Here is a 16,452-nt window from a genome sequence, read left to right as displayed (position 1 = left end):
CGGGTGATATGGTTGCAAGTGCAACCAAATGGAGCCCTCCAATGAAGATCGAGAAAATCCACCACGTCGCCTACCGCTGCAAGGATGCCAAGGAGACGGTCGACTTCTATCAGCGCGTGCTGAACATGGACCTGATCGGCGCCGTCGCCGAGGATCATGTGCCCTCGACCAAGGAACCCGACCCCTACATGCATGTGTTCCTCGACGCGGGGAACGGCAACATCCTGGCGTTCTTCGAACTGCCGACCCTGCCGGAAATGGGCCGCGACCCGAACACGCCCAAATGGGTCCAGCATATCGCCTTTCAGGTGCCCGGCCACGAGGATCTGATGGAGGCCAAGGCCCGGGCAGAGGCCGAGGGCCTCGAGGTCGTGGGCGTGACGAACCACGGCATCTTCGAATCGATCTACTTCTTCGATCCGAACGGCCACCGGCTGGAACTGGCGACCTGGACCGCCAATCAGGAAGAACTGGACAAACTGCGCGCCGTGGGTCCGGCGATGCTGGAAGAATGGTCGCGGACCAAGCAACCCCCGCGCCATGCCGAATGGCTGCACGCCAAGGAATTCGGCAAGTCGTAAGGGGCGCTTTCCGCCCTGCCGCTCTGTCTGGCGAAGGCGCGTGCCTTCGCCACATCCCGCCCTCGCCGTTGCCCCGGCCGGGGGCCCCAAGCCCCCGGCCAGCGCCCGCCCCGCCCATGGCGGGCGCTTCTCGCCCGCCGGGGCAGGCGCCGGCCTACTCATTTTCCCCGGCATCACCGCCTTTCACGGCACCGCCGCGCGAACGGGCGGGGGAAACGCAGTGCGTTTCCTGTTCCCGCCCGGCCAGGCCGCAGAGATGAATGTCAATTCATTCCGGGGCCGGTTGCGGCGCGCGGGTCAGGCGATGGCCGCGATCCGCGCGCCGGTGAAGGCGGCAAGGCTGGCCTCGACCGCGGCACGGTCGGGCATCAGGCAGGCGGCGGTGGACAGGGCATCGGCCACCGCCGCCAGCGGCGCCGCGATGCTGACCGACCGCCATTGCGCCGGTGCGGGCAGGCCGTCGCGCGGGTCGAGGATATGGCCCACCGTCCCCGCCGCATCGAACACCGTTCCCCGCGGGGCAGAGGTCGCGAGCGCGTCCTCGTGCAGGGGAAAATCGCCGCCGCCCTCGATCCTGACCGGCCAGTCGCCGCCGCCCGGCCGCCCGCCGATCGCGCGCATCTCGCCCGTGTTCACCAGCACATCCGTCAGCCCCTCTGCCCGCAGCAAGGCCGCCACCCGGTCGGCGATATAGCCCTGCGCGATGCCGTTCAGCGTCAGCGCCATGCCGGGTTGCAGGCGAATCGCGGTGCTGTCCACCGCGACCCCATGCCAGCCGACCAGGGGAAGGGTCGCGGCAATGTCGGCCCGGGTCGGCGCGCCGCCGGCGGCATGGCGTTCGGCGTAAAGCGACCAGAGCGGCTGCACCGTCGGGTCGAACAGCCCGCCGGTCGCATGGTGCACCTGCCCGCACAGCCCGAGGCATTCCAGCAGTTCGAACGGCGGCGCCTCCAGCACGCCCGTCGCGTTCAGCCGCGCCAGCGCCGAATCGGTGCGGTAGAGGCTGAACACGCCTTCCAGCCGCGCGATTTCGGCGGCGGCGCGGGCGGTCAGCGCCTGTGCCTGCGGATGGGCGAGCGTGATCGTCGCCTGTGCGCCAAGCGCGATGCCGCGCCATTGATAGACCGCCGCGGCGCGGGCCGGCAGCGCGGCCATCCCCGCGGCGGCGGCGGAAATCGCCAGAAAGCGGCGGCGGGTGGTGCGGGTCATCTCAGCCTCCCAGGTTTTCGGACAGCTTGCGCAGGCGGTCGGTGAAGTCGGCGTCGTCGCCCTCGCCGGTATCGCCTTCGGGCAGGACGGCGACGGGGGTCAGCACCTCATCGTCGCGGATCTCTGACAGGGCGCGCAATTCGCCCCCCCATTCGGCGGCAAAGGCCAGCGCCGCCGCGCGGTCGCTGAAGGGCACGAATTCCGGCGCGCCCATGCCGCCCTCGCGGTGCGAGCCGACGACATAGATCGCCTTCGACGCCTCGATCCATTGGCCCACGCCCGGGTCCCAGCCATCGGCGGCGGCCATGTCGGTGACATAGACGATGGTGATCAGATGGCTTTGTTCCGGCATGCGCTGATAGGCGATGGCGTCGCGCACCTGGCTGAAGAACAGCGGCGCGGGCATGCCGGCCAGGTGCACCTGCCCCTTGGGGCCGGGATGTTCCAGCAGGTCCATCTGGCAGTAATGGCCCACGGCCTCGACCGTCAGCGGCGAGGGCTGCGGCAGGGCCGCGGTATCCTCGCGGCAGGCAGCCAGCGCCAGAAGGGCGGCAAGGGCCAGGGCGAGGGGATGCGGTTTCATGGCGTCACCTTTCGGAAGGCGGCGGTGGCAAGGGCCAGCGCCAGCACGGGCCAGAGCAGCAGCGAAACCAGCGCCTGCCAGGCCGGGATCGTCGTGGCGGCCCCGCCAAGGCCCGCGGCGGCGGCGGTGGCCTCGGATGCCGCAAGGTTGAACAGGCGGAAGGCGTCGGCGGGGTTGGCCAGCAGCAGCCAGGGGAAAACCCCGGTGGTGAAGGCCCCGCCGCCATCGGCCACGATGGCCGCCAGCAGCGCCAGATCATACAACACCACCGCCAGCAGCCAAAGCCCGATCGCCAGCCCCGCCGCCCCTGCGGGCCGCCGTGCCAGCGCCGACAGCGCATAGCCGATGCCGAGGAAGGTGGCCCCCAGAAGAACCGACGACCACAAAAGCCGCCAGACAGCCGGCAACCCCCGCGCGGCATCGGCATCCACCGCCAGCGCCACCGCGATGGCGCAGCCATAGCCCGCCGCGACGGCAATCGACAGCACCGCCAGATGCGCCAGCAGCTTGCCGCCCAGAAGTTCGGCCCGGCTGATCGGATAGGTCAGGATCAGGGGCAGGGTGCCGCGTTCGACCTCGCCCGCCACGGCGTCGAAGGACATCAGCAACGCCAGGAGCGGCACCAGATAGACGGCAAGGCTGGTCAGGCTCGCCACCGTCACCGACAGCCGGTCGGACCCGAGCGCGCCGGTGGGCGCCGATCCGGCGGCGGACAGCACCACCGCAAAGACCGCCATCATCACCACCGCGATCGTCACCCAACGGTTGCGCAGCGCGATGCGGAATTCGGTGGCGGCGGTGGCCAGGATGCGGCTCATTGCCCGTCCCTCCGGCTGAAATGGCTGTAGATGTCCTCCAGGCTCGGCGGTTCGACCTCGATGTCGGCGACCAGCGCGCCAAGGCCCGCGATGCGCGACAGAAGCGGCAGTTTCCCGGCCTGCGCCACCTCGAACCGCAGGCCCGCGCCCATGGGGCGGCCGCCCGGCAGGGCCTCGGCCAGCGCGGCCATGCCGCCTTCGGGGGGGATGACCTGCACCGTCACCGGCAGGGCGGCGCGGGTGCGCAGATCCTCCAGCCGGCCCTCGGCCACCACCACGCCGCGCGACAGGATCACGATCCGGTCGGTGCGCGCCTCGACCTCTGTCAGCGCGTGGGACGACAGCAGGATGGATGCGCCATCGGCGGCCAGCCCGTCCAGCAGCGCATAGAAATCGCGCCGCGACACCGGGTCGAGACCCGAGGTCGGTTCGTCCAGCACCAGAAGCCCCGGCCGCCCGATCAGCGCCTGCGCAAGGCCCACGCGCTGGCGCATGCCCTTGGAATAGGTGCCGATCCGCCGCTTGCCCGCATGGCCGAGGCCCACCCGGTCCAGCAGCGCCGGGGCCTTGGACGCGGGTTCGCCCCGCAGGCGCAGGTAATGGCCGATCTGTTCCAGCCCCGTCAGCGCCGGGTGGAAGGCCACGTTTTCCGGCAGATAGGCGGTGGCGCGGCGGGCGGCGGCGCTGCCGGGGGCGGCGCCCATCACCTGCACCTCGCCGCCGTCTGCGTCGATCAGGCCGAGGATGATCTTCATCATCGTCGATTTGCCCGCGCCGTTGTGGCCCAGAAGGGCCAGCCGTTCGCCGGGGGCAAGGTGCAGCGACACCGCATCCAGCGCGCGGACCGCGCCGAAGGTCTTAGTGATCTGCGAGAGGGCTAGTGTAGTCTGCATCGTCCTGCATTCCGGCGGCGGAGGGAAGGGGGGCGGCGGCTTCGAACGCCGCGATTTCGGCGGGCACCTCGATGGTGGCGGGCGCGGTCAGCGGAAAGCTGTCCACGACCCCGCCCGGCAGGGTGGCGGGAAAGCTCGACTGGCTCCACCGGATCAGTTGCACCGCCGGCGCGCCCATCAGCAGCGCCGCGGCGGGTTGCGACCACAGGATGTGGTCCATCAGGTCGTTGGGGCGAAAGCGGCTGTCGGCGATGCCGTCGCTGTTCAGGTCGAACACCGGATGGTCCGACCAGAAGTTGCCGCGCCCCTCGAAGCTCCATTCGATATCGCGGGTGCCGACGTATTTCACCTGCGTCCGGTTGCCGATGAAGGCGTTCCCGGTCAGCACGTTGCGTTCGGACCCGGCGGTGAAGTGGATGCCGATGTCGCAACCCTCGAACCGGTTGTTCACGATCAGGTTGCGGTGGGCGTTGTAGATGAAGGTGCATTTCTCGGCCCCGCCGCGCACCAGATTGCCCTGCACATCGGCGTTGTTGGCATAGTTCAGCATCAAGCCGTGCCGGCGGTCGCGCAGCGACAGGTTGTCCTGCACCTCGATCCGGTTGGAATACATCAGCGCATAGCCGAGCGTGTTGCCCACCGACACGTTGCCCGAGACGATGGAATTGTGCGTGTACATGTAGTGCACGGCAAAGCGCAGGTCGCGGAACAGGTTGTTGCGGTAGGTGCCATCGCGCGAGGCGTTGGAAAAGATCCCGTCGCGGCCATAGCGGACGTTGTTGCCCTCGATCACGGTGCCGGGGGCGTTCCAGATGTAGAAGGCGTTGCCGCGGGAATTCATGTGCTGGTCCTGCCGCCCGATCACGGTGTTGCCGCGGACCACGGTGTCGGTGGCGCCATGCACGTCCACGCCGTGCAGGTTTCCGACCAGAAGGTTGTTCTCGATCAGGGCGCCGCTTGCGCCCTTGGCCAGCTTGATGCCGCTGTCGATCTCTTCATGCCGGGTGCCCGAACCGCGCACCTCCAGCCCGCGGATCACGGCATCCGCGCCGGTGATGGTGATGACGGTGCCCTTGCCCCCGCCATCCACCACTGCCGCGCCGCCGCCGTCCAGCACCAGCGGGCGGTCGATCGTTACCGGGCCGTCATGGCGGCCCGGTTCCAGCAGCAGCATATCGCCCGGCGCGGCGGCGGCGACCGCCGCGGCAAGGGCGCCCGGCCCCGGCGCCACGCGGATTTCCGCCGCGCCGGCCGGCAGGGCCGGCACCAGCAGCAGAAGGGCCGCGATGGCGGAACGGGGCAGGGTGGTCACGGCTCAGGCTCCTTTCGGTTCCACGAACATGCGGCCGCGCATTTCCATGTGCAGCGCGTGGCAGAACCACTGGCAGTAGTACCAGTAGACCCCCGGCTGCGCCGCCACGAATGTGACCGAAGAGGTCTGCTGCGGCCCGACCTCCATCGCCACGCCATGGTTGCCCATGGTGAAGCCGTGGGTCAGGTCGTCGATGTCGTCGAGGTTGGTGACGACCACCGTCACCTCGTCGCCTTCCGTGACGGTGAACTGTTCCAGCGCAAAGCTCGGCGCCTGGCTCGACGTGTAGACGCGCACCTTGTTGCCGTCGCGGATCACCTCGGCGTGATAGTCGTCGATGTCCACCCCGTCTGCCGCTGCCTGCGCCCGGGTTTCGGCCCACATCGGGTCGTTGCGGTCCCAGGCGGAACGGATGTTCGTCATCTTGGATGCATGCACCGCGATGGCGTCATGCGGTTCGGCGAAGGTCGGGCCGTCGTGCACCAGCACCATCTTGTCGCCCGAGATGTCGAACAGCTGGTCGTTCTCGGGTTTCAGCGGGCCGACGTTCAGGAAGCGGTCCTTCGAGAACTTGCACAGCACCACCATCCATTTGGCCTCGGCGTCCAGCGTCTCGCCGTGCGAGGTCTTGATGTGGCCGGGCTGATAGTGGACGTCCACCTTTTCGACGATCGGATCGACGTTCTCGCCGTTGAAGGCCTGAACCGCCTTTTCGATGTTCCACTTCACCACCTGGCTGTCGAGGAACAGCGAGGTATAGGCGTTGCCCTGCCCGTCAAAGGCGGTGTGCAGCGGGCCGAGGCCCAGTTCCGGTTCGGCCACCACGGCGGACCGGGGTTCGGCGCCCGCGAACACGGCGTCCAGTTTCGTCACGTCGATGACGGACACCGTGGGCGACAGCTTGCCGCCGATGCACAGGTGTTTCTTGTCCGGCGCCATGTTGCAGCCGTGCGGGTTGTTGGCGATGGGGATATAGCGGGTGAACTGGCTGTTCGCCTCTTTCCGCCCGTCCAGCACCTTGCAGCCGTTGACTTCTTCGTACCGGCCCTCGGCGACGGCCTTTTCGATCTCGGCGATGTTGAACACCACGACGTGATCCATCTCGGATTCCGTCATCTCGGCCAGCGTCATGCCCATTTCCGAGTTGTACGAGGTCGAGAAGGCCCATTTGCCCTCATAGTCGGCATCGCAGTTGTCGAGGTTGCCCGACACCATCACCTGCCAGGCCACTTCCATCTTTTCGGTATCGACGGCGGTGAAGATGTTCACATAGGTCGACACGTCGGTCATCGTCGAGCCGTCGTTGACCAGCGGCGCCTCGTCCTCGCCGTTGCAGAAGATGTAGTTGGACCGCGGCCATTTCTGCGGGCGCATGCCGTGGATCCCCTTGGCGTTCGGGATTTCCAGGATCGCGTCGCATTTCATCACGTCGCAGCGGACCCGCGCCACGCGGGTGTTCGCCTTGTCGTTCATGAACAGGTACTGCCCGTCGTACTTGCCCTCGGTATAGGACATGTGGACGTGGTGCAGGTCGCCGTTGTCGTGGATCGTCTTGCCGTTGGCGGCCAGGAACTTCTTGGTCTTTTCGCTCATCGTCCGCTGGTGGATGCGGATCGATTCGTTGGTCTGGCCCCAGCCGGTGGCGGAACAGCGGTTGAACACCGGCACCCGCATCAGTTCGCGCATCGAGGGCACGCCGAGCACGCGCAGTTCGCCCGTCTGGCCCGAGGACCAGAAGCCATAGTATTCGTCAAGCTGCCCGGGCGCGACGGCGGCATCGGCCGCGGCCAGCGCCGGGGTGGCGCCGGCCGCGATCACCGCCGCGCCGCCAAGCCCGCCGATCGCCGCCATGCGCGCACCCGCGCCCGCACCCAGCAATGCCGCACCGCCGGCAGTGGCCCCCAACAGGCCGCGGCGGCTGATGCCGGTTCCCTTCGTGCTGTCAGACATGGTTTTGTCCCTTCTGGTTTGGATGGTTCACAAGCTCGCCCGGCGCGCGTTTGCCCAGATCGGGGGCGGATACGGCGGCGCGGCGTTTTTCCCGGCGGATCACCACCGGACATTTCGTCTTGGACTGGTAGAGAACCTGACAATGCAGGCAGTCGATGCACTCGTTCGGGTTGATCTCGCCCGTGGGGTGGATCGCCTGGACGGGGCATTCGTTGGCGCAGGTCTGGCAGGGGTTGCCGCATTCGTGGTACCGCTTCAGCCAGTCGAACATCCGCAGCCGGGCCGGGATCGCCAGCGCCGCGCCGAGCGGGCAGAGATAGCGGCAGTAGAACCGTTCCACGAACAGCCCCGCGATCAGCAGCGCCGCGGCATAGGCGACGAAGGGCCAGGCGCGCACGAATTTCAGCACGATGGCGGTCTTGAAGGGCTCCACCTCGGCCAGATGTTCGGCCTGTTCGATGGACACCAGCGAGACGCCGAAAAGCCCCAGGAAGATCATGTATTTCAGCGGCCAGAGGCGTTCGTGCAGGCCCCAGGGCAGGGTCCATTGCGGGATGCGCAGCCTGCGGGCGATCTGGTTCGTCAGTTCCTGCAACGCGCCGAACGGGCAGAGCCAGCCGCAATAGGCCCCCCGGCCCCAGAACAGCAGCGCCGCCGCCACCGCGAACCACAGGATGAAGGTCAGCGGATCCAGCAGGAACGCCTGCCAGCTGAACCCCGACACAAAGGCCCCGAACAGCGCCATGAGGTTGACCACCGACAGCTGCGCATTGGCGTACCAGCCCAGATAGACCAGCGTGACGGTGAGAAAGCCCATGCGGAACCAGTAGAACACCCGTTCGTTCCGCGTGGTCCAGGACTGGAAGAAGAACGCCGCCGTCAGCACCGCCAGCATCGCCGCCAGCACCACGACCTGCGGGGTCTTGTCGTGCCAGATCCGCCGCCACAGCGCCGATTGCGCGGCGCTTTCCTCTTGCGCGGCTGCGGCCTCGGCCGGGGTGATCTGGGGGGCGGCGGCCGCCGGGGGCTGCGCCACGGCGCGCAGATAGGTCTGCGGCAACTGGTAGCCCAGGTCGAAGGTGGTGAACACCCGCTCGATCGCCGCTACGTCGCGCTGCACCAGCAGTTGCAGCCGGAACGGGCGCGTCGGGTCGAAGCCCGCATCGGCGGGGATCTTGAACAGGTCGATTTCGGCGAAATCCGGTGCGCCGTCGGCGGCGATGGTTTGCAGGCGCCGGTGGCCGCGGTCGCGGAAGCGGACCGACACGTCGTCCTGGATCAGCACGATGCGGTCGAAGATCCCCCCGCGCACATAGCCCGACCCCTTGAAGGAATAAAGCCCGCGCCCCGCCACCATGATCGCATGTTCGCCCGGGGCGAGCCACGCCTGCAGGTTGGCGTTTTCCTGTTCGCCCAGCAATGCCCGCCCGATGGAGGGCACCGATACCAGCGCCATCTGCATCTCGATGAAGGTGCTTTCGGGCGCCGCGGCTATGGGGCGCTGCGCTGCGCGCGGGTCTTCCATCTGCGCGAAGGCGGCGTTCACCTGGCCCACGTCCAGCGACAGCCGCCGCAGCGTACCGTCGCCTTCCAGCGTGAACCAGTCGTCCGCCGCGGCGGCCTCGGGGTTGATCTCGTATTGCGGGCCGGTCGCCGCCGCCTGCGCCGTCAGCCCGCCGAGGCCGAGCGCGCGCGCCACCCGCAGGCCGGACCGCACGATGGAATCGTCGATCACCATCACCGTGACCGTTGCGCCGGAAATGATGTTCAATTCGTGCGAGGTGCCGCCGGAATTGGCCTCTGCCACCAGATCGAGGCCGATATATTCCTCGGCCATCTTCTTGATGCGCGCCTCGGGGATGCCGATCAGCACGATGGGTTCCGAATGCTTGACCAGTTGCACCCCGATCACCCGCGCCGCGGTATCGACCGCGACCATGGTGTGGATCGGCTTGCCCGAATAGCCCGTGGTGCCCACGAAATCCGAGGTGATGAAGGCCCAGCCGATGGTCTCGCCCCCGCGCAGCACCGGGGCCACCGGCACGTCGCTGCGCACGGCGCCATAGCCGTCGGCGCCCTCGACCAGCGTGCCGGCCGGCATCTCTGTCAGAAAGCGGGGCAGAAGCGGCGCGCCCTGCGCCACGGCCGGCAGCACGGGCACCAGCATCGCGAGCAACAGAACGAACAGCGCAACCGCCACGTTTTGCAGCATTTTCAGGAAGGCGCGGTGCGCCGCGGGGGTCGGGACAGATAGAGGCATTTGGCGCACCACAGAGACGATGGCAGGGACCATCCGAATGTGCCTCATCCATACCCATATGGCGAGCGCCCGGCTTTGACTGAAATCAAATCGGAGTCCGAAATGCCGGTTTTCCGCCGGTTCTGTCCCCGCAAAGGGGGCTGCGGCGGGGCGGGCGGGGGCGGCAGGATGGCGCCGCATATCCGCCCCGCCGGGCCGCCATCGCAGAGGATCCGATGCTAGAGCTTTTCTATTCCTCCAGCCCGAACGTCTATAAGGTCATGATCGCGCTGGAAGAAATGGGACTGGACTACAGCCCCGTCTTTGTCGATCTCAGCCGCGGCGACCAGTTCGACCCGGCGCGCCTGGGCGGCGCGGTGACGGCCAAGGTGCCGATCCTGCGCGACCACGCGCCGCAGGACGGGGGCGAACCGTTCACCGTGATCGAATCAGGCGCCATCCTCCAGTATCTGGCCGAAAAGACCGGCCGCCTGCTGCCCGTCGCGCCGCGCGCCCGCAGCGCGGCGATGCAGTGGCTGTTCTGGCAGATGGCCAATATCGGCCCCATGGGCGGGCAATACTGGCATTTTCACATGTATGCGCCGCGGCTTGCCCCCGGGGTGGATCTGGGCTATCCGCAGGCGCGCTATGCCAAGATGCTCGATGCCTGCGTGGATGTGATGGAACGCCGGCTGGCGCAGGCCCCCTATCTGGCGGGGGACGACTATTCCATCGCCGACATCGCCTGCTTCCCCTGGCTGCGCTATCTGAAACTCGGCACGCCCGAAGACCGCCCCAACGTCACCCGCTGGCGCGAGGCGATCGAGGCGCGGCCGGCGGTCGCGGCGGCCTTTGCCCGCAACCTCGCCATCGCCACCCCCTACGGGCGCAACGAACGGCAGGGCGTGGCCTATCCGTTCGAGGAACTGGCGAAACACACATTGGTCCGGTGAACCCGGACGGCCATGGACAGTCACGCGAAGGAGAACAGGATGCGACTGGAAGGCAAGGTGGCGATCGTCACCGGGGCGGCGTCGGGCTTTGGCGCCGCCACCGCGCGGCGGTTCGCGCAGGAAGGGGCGAAGGTCTGCCTGTGCGACATTCTCGAGGATGAGGGCAAGGCCATAGCGGCATCGCTCGGCGGCGGAGCGATGTTCCGCCGGCTGGACGTGACGGACGAACCCGCGTGGGCCGCGGTGGTGGCCGATGTGGTGGCGCAATGGGGCCGGGTGGACATCCTGGTCAACAACGCCGGCACCGGGCCCGGCACGCTCGACGTGCTGGATCTGGCGACCTGGGACCGGGTGATGGGGATCAACGCGAAATCCGCCTTCCTCGGCACCCGCGCGGTGGTGCCGCAGATGGTGGGTCAGGGCGGCGGGGCGATCGTGAACATCGGCTCGATCTCGGCCCAGGTGGGGATGAGCCTGCACCCCGGCTATGGCGCGTCCAAGGGCGCGGTGCGCACGCTGACGCTGAACACCGCGCAGCAATACGCGCCGCAGGGGATCCGGGTGAACACGGTGCATCCGGGCGTGATGACGCCGATGCGCAACTCCATGTCCAAGAACGACCCCGAGGGCCGCAAGCGGATGCTGGACCGCATCCCCGCCGGCCGCACGGGCGAACCCGAGGACATCGCGAATGCGGTGCTGTTCCTCGCCTCGGACGAGGCGCGCTATATCACCGGCGCGGAACTGCCGGTCGACGGCGGCTATCTGGCCCAGTGAGCCGGGGCCGGGGCTTTGCCCCGGCATCCCCGCCTCAGGCCGCGCGCAGCAATCCGTCGGCCTTGATCGCGGCATAGGTCTCGTCCAGCGATTTGCGCGCGCGGTCGATCAGCACGTCGATCTCTTCCGGCCGGATCACCAGCGGCGGGGCGATGATCATCCGGTCGCCGACATGGCGCATCACCAGATCGTTGGCGAAACAGCGTTCCCGCGCGCGCAGGCCCACGGTGCCGGCCTCGGACGCGAACCGCGCCCGTTTCGCCTTGTCGGGCGTCAGCGCGATGGAGCCCATCAGCCCCACCAGCTTCGCCTCGCCCACCAGCGGGTGATCCGCCAGCGCCTGCCAGCGTTCGGCCAGATAGGGATGGGCGACATCGCGCACATGGTCGATCACGCCGTCCTCCTGCAGGATGCGCAGGTTTTCCAGCGCCACCGCGGCGGCGACGGGATGGCCGGAATAGGTATAGCCATGCGCGAATTCGCCCGCCGCGGCGACGGTTGCCGCCACCTCGTCGCAGACGATGGACCCGCCGATGGGCACATAGCCCGAGGACAGGCCCTTGGCGATGGTCATGATATGCGGGCGGATCCCCATGGTCTGGCTGCCGAACCAGTTGCCGGTGCGCCCGAAGCCGGTGATCACCTCGTCCGCGATCAACAGGATCTCGTATTTGTCGCAGATCCGTTGCACCTCGGGCCAGTAGGTCTCTGGCGCCACGATCACCCCGCCCGCGCCCTGGACGGGCTCGGCGATGAAGGCTGCCACGCGGTCCTCGCCCAGTTCGAGGATCTTCGCCTCCAGTTCCCGCGCGCGCATCAGGCCGAAGTCGCCGGGCGTCATCTCGCCACCCTCGGACCACCAGTCCGGCTGGCCGATATGCGCGATGCCGGGGATCGGCAGCCCGCCCTGCCTGTGCATCGCCGACATGCCGCCAAGCGAGGCCCCGCCCATGGTCGACCCGTGATAGCCGTTCCGGCGGCCGATGATCACGGTCTTGTCGGGCTTGCCCCTGGCGGCCCAGTAGTGGCGGACAAGGCGGATGTTGGTGTCGTTCGCCTCGGACCCGGACCCGGCGTAGAACACGTGGTTCAGGTCGCCCGGCGCCAGTTCCGCGATCTTTGCCGCCAGCGCGATGGCGGGCACATGGGTGGTCTGGAAGAAGGTGTTGTAATAGCACAACTCGCGCATCTGCCGCGCCGCGGTTTCGGCCAGTTCCTCGCGTCCGTAGCCCAAGTTCACGCACCACAGCCCCGCCATCCCGTCGAGGATCCGGTGGCCCTCTGAATCGGTCAGCCAGACGCCTTCGCCCTGGGTGATCACCCGCGCGCCCTTGCGGGCAAGGGCCGCGGTATCGGTGAAGGGATGCAGGTGATGCGCGGCGTCGAGCGCCTGAAGCTCTGCCGTCGGCATGTGGTTGGTGATCGCGGTCATGATGGCCTCTTCCGGCTGGAAACGCCGGGAGGCCCCCGAAAGGGGCGGCGCGGCGGTTACGGTAAGGATAGGGATCGGCGCGGCGGAGTCAATATTTGATCAAATTATTGCCGCCACATCCGCGTCGACCGGCACCGGGGGCATTCTGCCCCCTCTTGGCTGCGCCAATTCACCCCCTGAGGATATTTGAGGACGCTCAGACCAGCCCGTGCGCCCGGAACAGCGCCAGCACATCGGCCTCGGGCCGGGCGCCGAAATGGGTGATGACCTCGGCCGCGGCGATGCAGCCCATACGGCCCGCGGCCTCCAGCGGCTGACCCGTCGCCAGCCCGTAGAGGAACCCGGCCGCGAACTGGTCGCCCGCGCCGGTCGCATCCACCGGCACCACGCGGTGCACCGGCACCTCGACCCGCCGGCCTTCGCCGATCAGCACCACATCGGCGCCCGAACGGGTGCAGACCACCAGCGGGCAGGCCGCCGCCGCGATCGCCAGCGCGTCGTCCAGCGTGTCGGTCTGGTAGAGCGATTGCCATTCATGTTCGTTGCCGATGACGTAATCGAGTTCCCCCGCCAGCCGCCGGAAATCCGCCCGGTGGCGGTCGACGCAGAACGGGTCGGAAAGCGTCACCCCCGCGCGCCCGCCCCCCGCCCGGCAGGCCCGCGCGGCCTTGTGGAATGCCTCTTTCCCCTTGTCCTTGTCGAAAAGGTAGCCCTCAAGAAACAGGATCCCGGCCCCCGCGGGCACGGCCGCATCCACGTCGTCGGGGCCAAGCTCGGCGGAAATGCCGAGATAGGTGTTCATCGACCGCTCGCCATCCGGCGTCACGAAGATCATGCAGCGCGAGGTGGGCAGCTCCGCCCCCGCCACCGGCGGGTTGGGAAAGGCCGTCCCTTCGGCCGCCATCGAGGCCATGTAGAACCGGCCGAGCGCATCATCCGCCACCCGCCCGATGAAGGCGGTGGAAAGCCCGAGGTTGCCAAGCCCGGCGATGGTATTGGCGACCGATCCGCCCGGCGCCTCCGTCCGCTCCGCCATCGCGGCGTAAAGCGTTTCCGCCCGGTCGCGCGCGATCAGCTGCATCACGCCCTTGGCGATGCCGCTCTGTTCCAGAAAACCGTCGCCGGTGCTGGCCAGCACGTCGACGATGGCGTTTCCGATGCCGACAACCTGATGGGTCATAGGGTCTTGTCCTCGTAGGGGCAGAGATCTTCGATCGGGCAGATGCCGCATTTCGGCTTGCGCGCCACGCAGATGTAGCGGCCGTGCAGGATCAGCCAGTGATGGGCGTGCTGCTGGAACTCGGCGGGGATGTTGTCCTCTATCGCGCGTTCCACGGCATCGACATCGCGGCCCGGGCAGATGCCGGTGCGGTTGCCGACGCGGAAGATATGCGTGTCCACCGCCTGCGCGGGCACCCGCCACCACATGTTCAGCACCACATTCGCGGTCTTGCGCCCGACGCCCGGCAGCGATTGCAGCGCGGCGCGCGAGGACGGCACCTCGCCGCCGTAATCGTCCACCAGAATGCGCGACAGCCGCATCACGTTCTTCGCCTTGTTGCGGTAAAGGCCGATGGTCCTGATATGTTCGACCAGCGCCTCCTCGCCGAGCGCGAGCATCTTTTCGGGCGTGTCCGCTATCTCGAACAGCCGTTTCGTGGCCTTGTTCACGCCCACGTCGGTCGCCTGCGCCGACAGCGCCACCGCGACCAGCAGGGTGAAGGCGTTGGTGTGGTGCAGTTCGCCCTTCGGTTCCGGTTCCAGCGCGTGGAAGCGGGTGAAGATCGCCTTGACGGTATGGTAATCGCGCTGCGTGGCCATAGGGGCGCTATGCCCCGGAATGGTGCTGCGGGCAATGCGCAAAATCCGGGTCGCGGGGCGGCGGTGGCGGGGCTAGAGTGGAGGACCAGCGGGGGGCCAGCCCCCGCGCCGGCTGGTTCTTGAACCAGTGGCGCACCAGCCGGCACCCCCCGCCAAAGGGGGTTTTCCACCCCCTTTGGAAACCCCCGAGAGTATTTCGGGCAAGATGAAGCAGGACGGCGACATGGACGATCAGGAACGGGCCTATCACTACCGCGTCGTGGCGCGGGCCATCGCGGAACTGGACGCCGCCGGGCCGGGGTTGTCGCTCGATGCGCTGGCGGCGCGGATGGGGATGAGCCCCGCGCATTTCCAGCGCATCTTCACCGCCTGGGTCGGCGTGTCGCCGAAACGCTACCAGCAATATCTGGTGCTGGACCATGCCAAGGCGCTGCTGGCCGGCCATGCCACGGTGCTGGAGACCGCGCAGGAAACCGGCCTGTCGGGCAGCGGGCGGCTGCACGATCTGTTCCTGCGGTGGGAGGCGATGAGCCCCGGCGACTATGCGCGCGGCGGGGCGGGGCTGGTGATCCGGTGGGGCTGGTGCGAAACGCCCTTCGGCGAGGCGCTGGCGATGGCGACCGACCGGGGGCTTTGCGGTCTGGCCTTTGCCGAGGAGGTCGGGCGCGACGCCGCGCTGGCCGACATGCGCGGGCGCTGGCCGCAGGCGGCGTTTGTCGAGGATCCGGGCGCGGTGGCGCCGCTGGTCGAGGCCGCCTTCGCCGGGCGCGGGGGCGCGCTGCACCTGATCGGCGCCCCCTTCCAGATCAAGGTCTGGGAGGCGCTGTTGCGCATCCCCTCGGGCCAGGTGACGACCTATAGCGAGATCGCGCGCGCCATCGGCCATCCCGCCGCCGTGCGCGCCGTGGGCACCGCCGTGGGCCGCAACCCGATCAGCTGGATCATCCCTTGCCACCGCGCGCTGCGCAAGTCGGGCGGGCTTGGCGGCTATCACTGGGGCCTGCCGGTCAAGCGCGCGATGCTGGCCTGGGAAGCCGCGCGGGCCGACGCGCACACGCAGGCGTGATGGGCGGAAAACCGCATGTTTTCCGGCGGGAACTATTCGGGGCCTATCGTGTTGATATAGTGGCATCGGCAACGCCGCGGCCCGCCCGGAACGACGATCCCGGGGGGCGGCGCAACAACGAGAGGCTCGACCATGGCATTGAAAACCCCTCTGATCGTCGCGACCGCCGGCGTATTCCTGCTGACGGCCTGCGACCCCTATCCCCAGGGCAATCCCGACAACCAGCGGGCCCGGACCGGGGCGCTGACCGGCGCGCTGATCGGGGGCGCGGTGGGCGCCTCGGCGGGCAGCCATCATGACCGCGGGCTCAAGACGCTGGCCGGGGCCGCCATCGGGGCGGCGGTGGGCGGGGCCATCGGCACCTCGCTCGACCAGCAGGCAGCGGATCTGCGGCGCGACGTGGGCAACCCGAATATCGGCATCGTCAACACCGGCAACGAGCTGGTCGTGACCATGCCGCAGGACATCCTGTTCGCCACCGACAGCGCCGCCGTGCGGGCGGATCTGCAAAACGACCTGCGCGCCGTGGCCCGCAACCTGCAACAATATCCCAACACGCGCGTCGAGGTGATCGGCCATACCGACAACACCGGCAGCGCCGGCTACAACCAGGATCTGTCGCAGCGCCGCGCAAGCGCGGTGGCCAGCGTTCTGGTCAGCGCGGGCGTGCCGTCGAGCCGCGTGGCCGCCTATGGCCGGGGCGAAGATCAACCGGTGGCATCGAACCTGACCGCCGAGGGCCGGACGCAGAACCGGCGGGTGGAAATCATCATCCGCCCGATCAGCTGATCGCGGGGCCGGCCCGCGGGCCGGCCTTT

Annotated in this window: 15 protein-coding genes; 5 read left to right on the top strand and 10 right to left on the bottom strand. The window is 68.4% G+C overall.

What is annotated here, in order from left to right:
* The first annotated feature begins 41 nt into the window (after positions 1-41).
* Positions 42-581: a VOC family protein gene (locus RGD00_RS13580; protein ID WP_310457879.1), complete on the top strand. Its 540-nt coding sequence runs from the start codon at positions 42-44 to the stop codon at positions 579-581.
* 297 nt (positions 582-878) lie between these two features.
* Here RGD00_RS13580 and RGD00_RS13575 read toward each other — a convergent pair whose 3' ends face one another.
* Genes RGD00_RS13575 through RGD00_RS13545 form a run of 7 tightly spaced genes read right to left on the bottom strand, consistent with a single transcriptional unit; the run spans position 879 to position 9,558 of the window.
* Complete coding sequence (locus RGD00_RS13575) at positions 879-1,790, bottom strand: FAD:protein FMN transferase (RefSeq protein WP_310457878.1); 912 nt, start codon at positions 1,788-1,790, stop codon at positions 879-881.
* A 1-nt stretch (position 1,791) separates the two neighbouring features.
* Positions 1,792-2,373: a nitrous oxide reductase accessory protein NosL gene (locus tag RGD00_RS13570; RefSeq protein ID WP_310457877.1), complete on the bottom strand. Its 582-nt coding sequence runs from the start codon at positions 2,371-2,373 to the stop codon at positions 1,792-1,794.
* A complete protein-coding gene (locus RGD00_RS13565) occupies positions 2,370-3,191 on the bottom strand; it encodes an ABC transporter permease (protein WP_310457876.1) in 822 nt (273 codons plus the stop codon). Before RGD00_RS13565 ends, RGD00_RS13570 begins: the two co-directional genes overlap by 4 nt.
* Entirely contained in the window at positions 3,188-4,084 is an 897-nt protein-coding gene (locus RGD00_RS13560; RefSeq protein WP_310457875.1) for an ABC transporter ATP-binding protein, read from the bottom strand. Before RGD00_RS13560 ends, RGD00_RS13565 begins: the two co-directional genes overlap by 4 nt.
* Positions 4,050-5,387 (bottom strand): nitrous oxide reductase family maturation protein NosD, encoded by a 1,338-nt coding sequence (locus RGD00_RS13555; protein WP_310457903.1) that lies wholly within the window; start codon positions 5,385-5,387, stop codon positions 4,050-4,052. Before RGD00_RS13555 ends, RGD00_RS13560 begins: the two co-directional genes overlap by 35 nt.
* A gap of 12 nt (positions 5,388-5,399) precedes the next feature.
* A complete protein-coding gene (gene nosZ, locus RGD00_RS13550; protein WP_310457874.1) occupies positions 5,400-7,346 on the bottom strand; it encodes a TAT-dependent nitrous-oxide reductase in 1,947 nt (648 codons plus the stop codon).
* Positions 7,339-9,558: a 4Fe-4S binding protein gene (locus RGD00_RS13545; RefSeq protein WP_425603418.1), complete on the bottom strand. Its 2,220-nt coding sequence runs from the start codon at positions 9,556-9,558 to the stop codon at positions 7,339-7,341. The genes nosZ and RGD00_RS13545 overlap by 8 nt, the downstream gene beginning before the upstream one ends.
* A gap of 263 nt (positions 9,559-9,821) precedes the next feature.
* On the opposite strand from RGD00_RS13545, the gene RGD00_RS13540 reads away from it, so the two are divergent.
* Positions 9,822-10,538, top strand: a complete 717-nt coding sequence (locus RGD00_RS13540; protein WP_310457873.1) for a glutathione S-transferase C-terminal domain-containing protein — start codon at positions 9,822-9,824, stop codon at positions 10,536-10,538.
* A gap of 39 nt (positions 10,539-10,577) precedes the next feature.
* Positions 10,578-11,315: an SDR family NAD(P)-dependent oxidoreductase gene (locus tag RGD00_RS13535; RefSeq protein ID WP_310457872.1), complete on the top strand. Its 738-nt coding sequence runs from the start codon at positions 10,578-10,580 to the stop codon at positions 11,313-11,315.
* A gap of 34 nt (positions 11,316-11,349) precedes the next feature.
* Here the strand turns inward: RGD00_RS13535 and RGD00_RS13530 are convergent, their stop codons facing one another.
* The 3 genes from RGD00_RS13530 to nth form a co-directional block, all read right to left on the bottom strand.
* A complete protein-coding gene (locus tag RGD00_RS13530; RefSeq protein WP_310457871.1) occupies positions 11,350-12,747 on the bottom strand; it encodes an aspartate aminotransferase family protein in 1,398 nt (465 codons plus the stop codon).
* 196 nt (positions 12,748-12,943) lie between these two features.
* Complete coding sequence (locus tag RGD00_RS13525; RefSeq protein WP_310457870.1) at positions 12,944-13,927, bottom strand: adenosine kinase; 984 nt, start codon at positions 13,925-13,927, stop codon at positions 12,944-12,946.
* Entirely contained in the window at positions 13,924-14,568 is a 645-nt protein-coding gene (gene nth, locus RGD00_RS13520; protein ID WP_310457869.1) for an endonuclease III, read from the bottom strand. The genes RGD00_RS13525 and nth overlap by 4 nt, the downstream gene beginning before the upstream one ends.
* Before the next feature lie 205 nt (positions 14,569-14,773).
* Here nth and RGD00_RS13515 point away from each other — a divergent pair, with 205 nt between their 5' ends.
* A complete protein-coding gene (locus RGD00_RS13515) occupies positions 14,774-15,634 on the top strand; it encodes a methylated-DNA--[protein]-cysteine S-methyltransferase (RefSeq protein ID WP_425603417.1) in 861 nt (286 codons plus the stop codon).
* A gap of 132 nt (positions 15,635-15,766) precedes the next feature.
* The gene (locus tag RGD00_RS13510) at positions 15,767-16,423 is read left to right on the top strand and encodes a YiaD family glycine zipper/OmpA-like lipoprotein (RefSeq protein WP_310457868.1); all 657 of its coding nucleotides are present in this window, start codon (positions 15,767-15,769) and stop codon (positions 16,421-16,423) included.
* The last annotated feature ends 29 nt before the right edge of the window (positions 16,424-16,452 follow it).

The sequence above is a fragment of the Ruixingdingia sedimenti genome, from assembly GCF_031432425.1.
GTDB lineage: Bacteria > Pseudomonadota > Alphaproteobacteria > Rhodobacterales > Rhodobacteraceae > Ruixingdingia > Ruixingdingia sedimenti.
This window is presented reverse-complemented; position numbering and strand designations above follow the sequence as displayed.

Excerpts from the sequence above, each read along its gene's own strand:
- RGD00_RS13580 (WP_310457879.1), top strand. The coding sequence starts at position 42 with ATGAAGATCGAGAAAATCCACCACGTCGCCTACCGCTGCAAGGATGCC.
- RGD00_RS13575 (WP_310457878.1), bottom strand. The coding sequence starts at position 1,790 with ATGACCCGCACCACCCGCCGCCGCTTTCTGGCGATTTCCGCCGCCGCC.
- RGD00_RS13570 (WP_310457877.1), bottom strand. The coding sequence starts at position 2,373 with ATGAAACCGCATCCCCTCGCCCTGGCCCTTGCCGCCCTTCTGGCGCTG.
- RGD00_RS13565 (WP_310457876.1), bottom strand. The coding sequence starts at position 3,191 with ATGAGCCGCATCCTGGCCACCGCCGCCACCGAATTCCGCATCGCGCTG.
- RGD00_RS13560 (WP_310457875.1), bottom strand. The coding sequence starts at position 4,084 with ATGCAGACTACACTAGCCCTCTCGCAGATCACTAAGACCTTCGGCGCG.
- nosZ (WP_310457874.1), bottom strand. The coding sequence starts at position 7,346 with ATGTCTGACAGCACGAAGGGAACCGGCATCAGCCGCCGCGGCCTGTTG.
- RGD00_RS13545 (WP_425603418.1), bottom strand. The coding sequence starts at position 9,558 with ATGCTGCAAAACGTGGCGGTTGCGCTGTTCGTTCTGTTGCTCGCGATG.
- RGD00_RS13540 (WP_310457873.1), top strand. The coding sequence starts at position 9,822 with ATGCTAGAGCTTTTCTATTCCTCCAGCCCGAACGTCTATAAGGTCATG.
- RGD00_RS13535 (WP_310457872.1), top strand. The coding sequence starts at position 10,578 with ATGCGACTGGAAGGCAAGGTGGCGATCGTCACCGGGGCGGCGTCGGGC.
- RGD00_RS13530 (WP_310457871.1), bottom strand. The coding sequence starts at position 12,747 with ATGACCGCGATCACCAACCACATGCCGACGGCAGAGCTTCAGGCGCTC.
- RGD00_RS13525 (WP_310457870.1), bottom strand. The coding sequence starts at position 13,927 with ATGACCCATCAGGTTGTCGGCATCGGAAACGCCATCGTCGACGTGCTG.
- nth (WP_310457869.1), bottom strand. The coding sequence starts at position 14,568 with ATGGCCACGCAGCGCGATTACCATACCGTCAAGGCGATCTTCACCCGC.
- RGD00_RS13515 (WP_425603417.1), top strand. The coding sequence starts at position 14,774 with ATGAAGCAGGACGGCGACATGGACGATCAGGAACGGGCCTATCACTAC.
- RGD00_RS13510 (WP_310457868.1), top strand. The coding sequence starts at position 15,767 with ATGGCATTGAAAACCCCTCTGATCGTCGCGACCGCCGGCGTATTCCTG.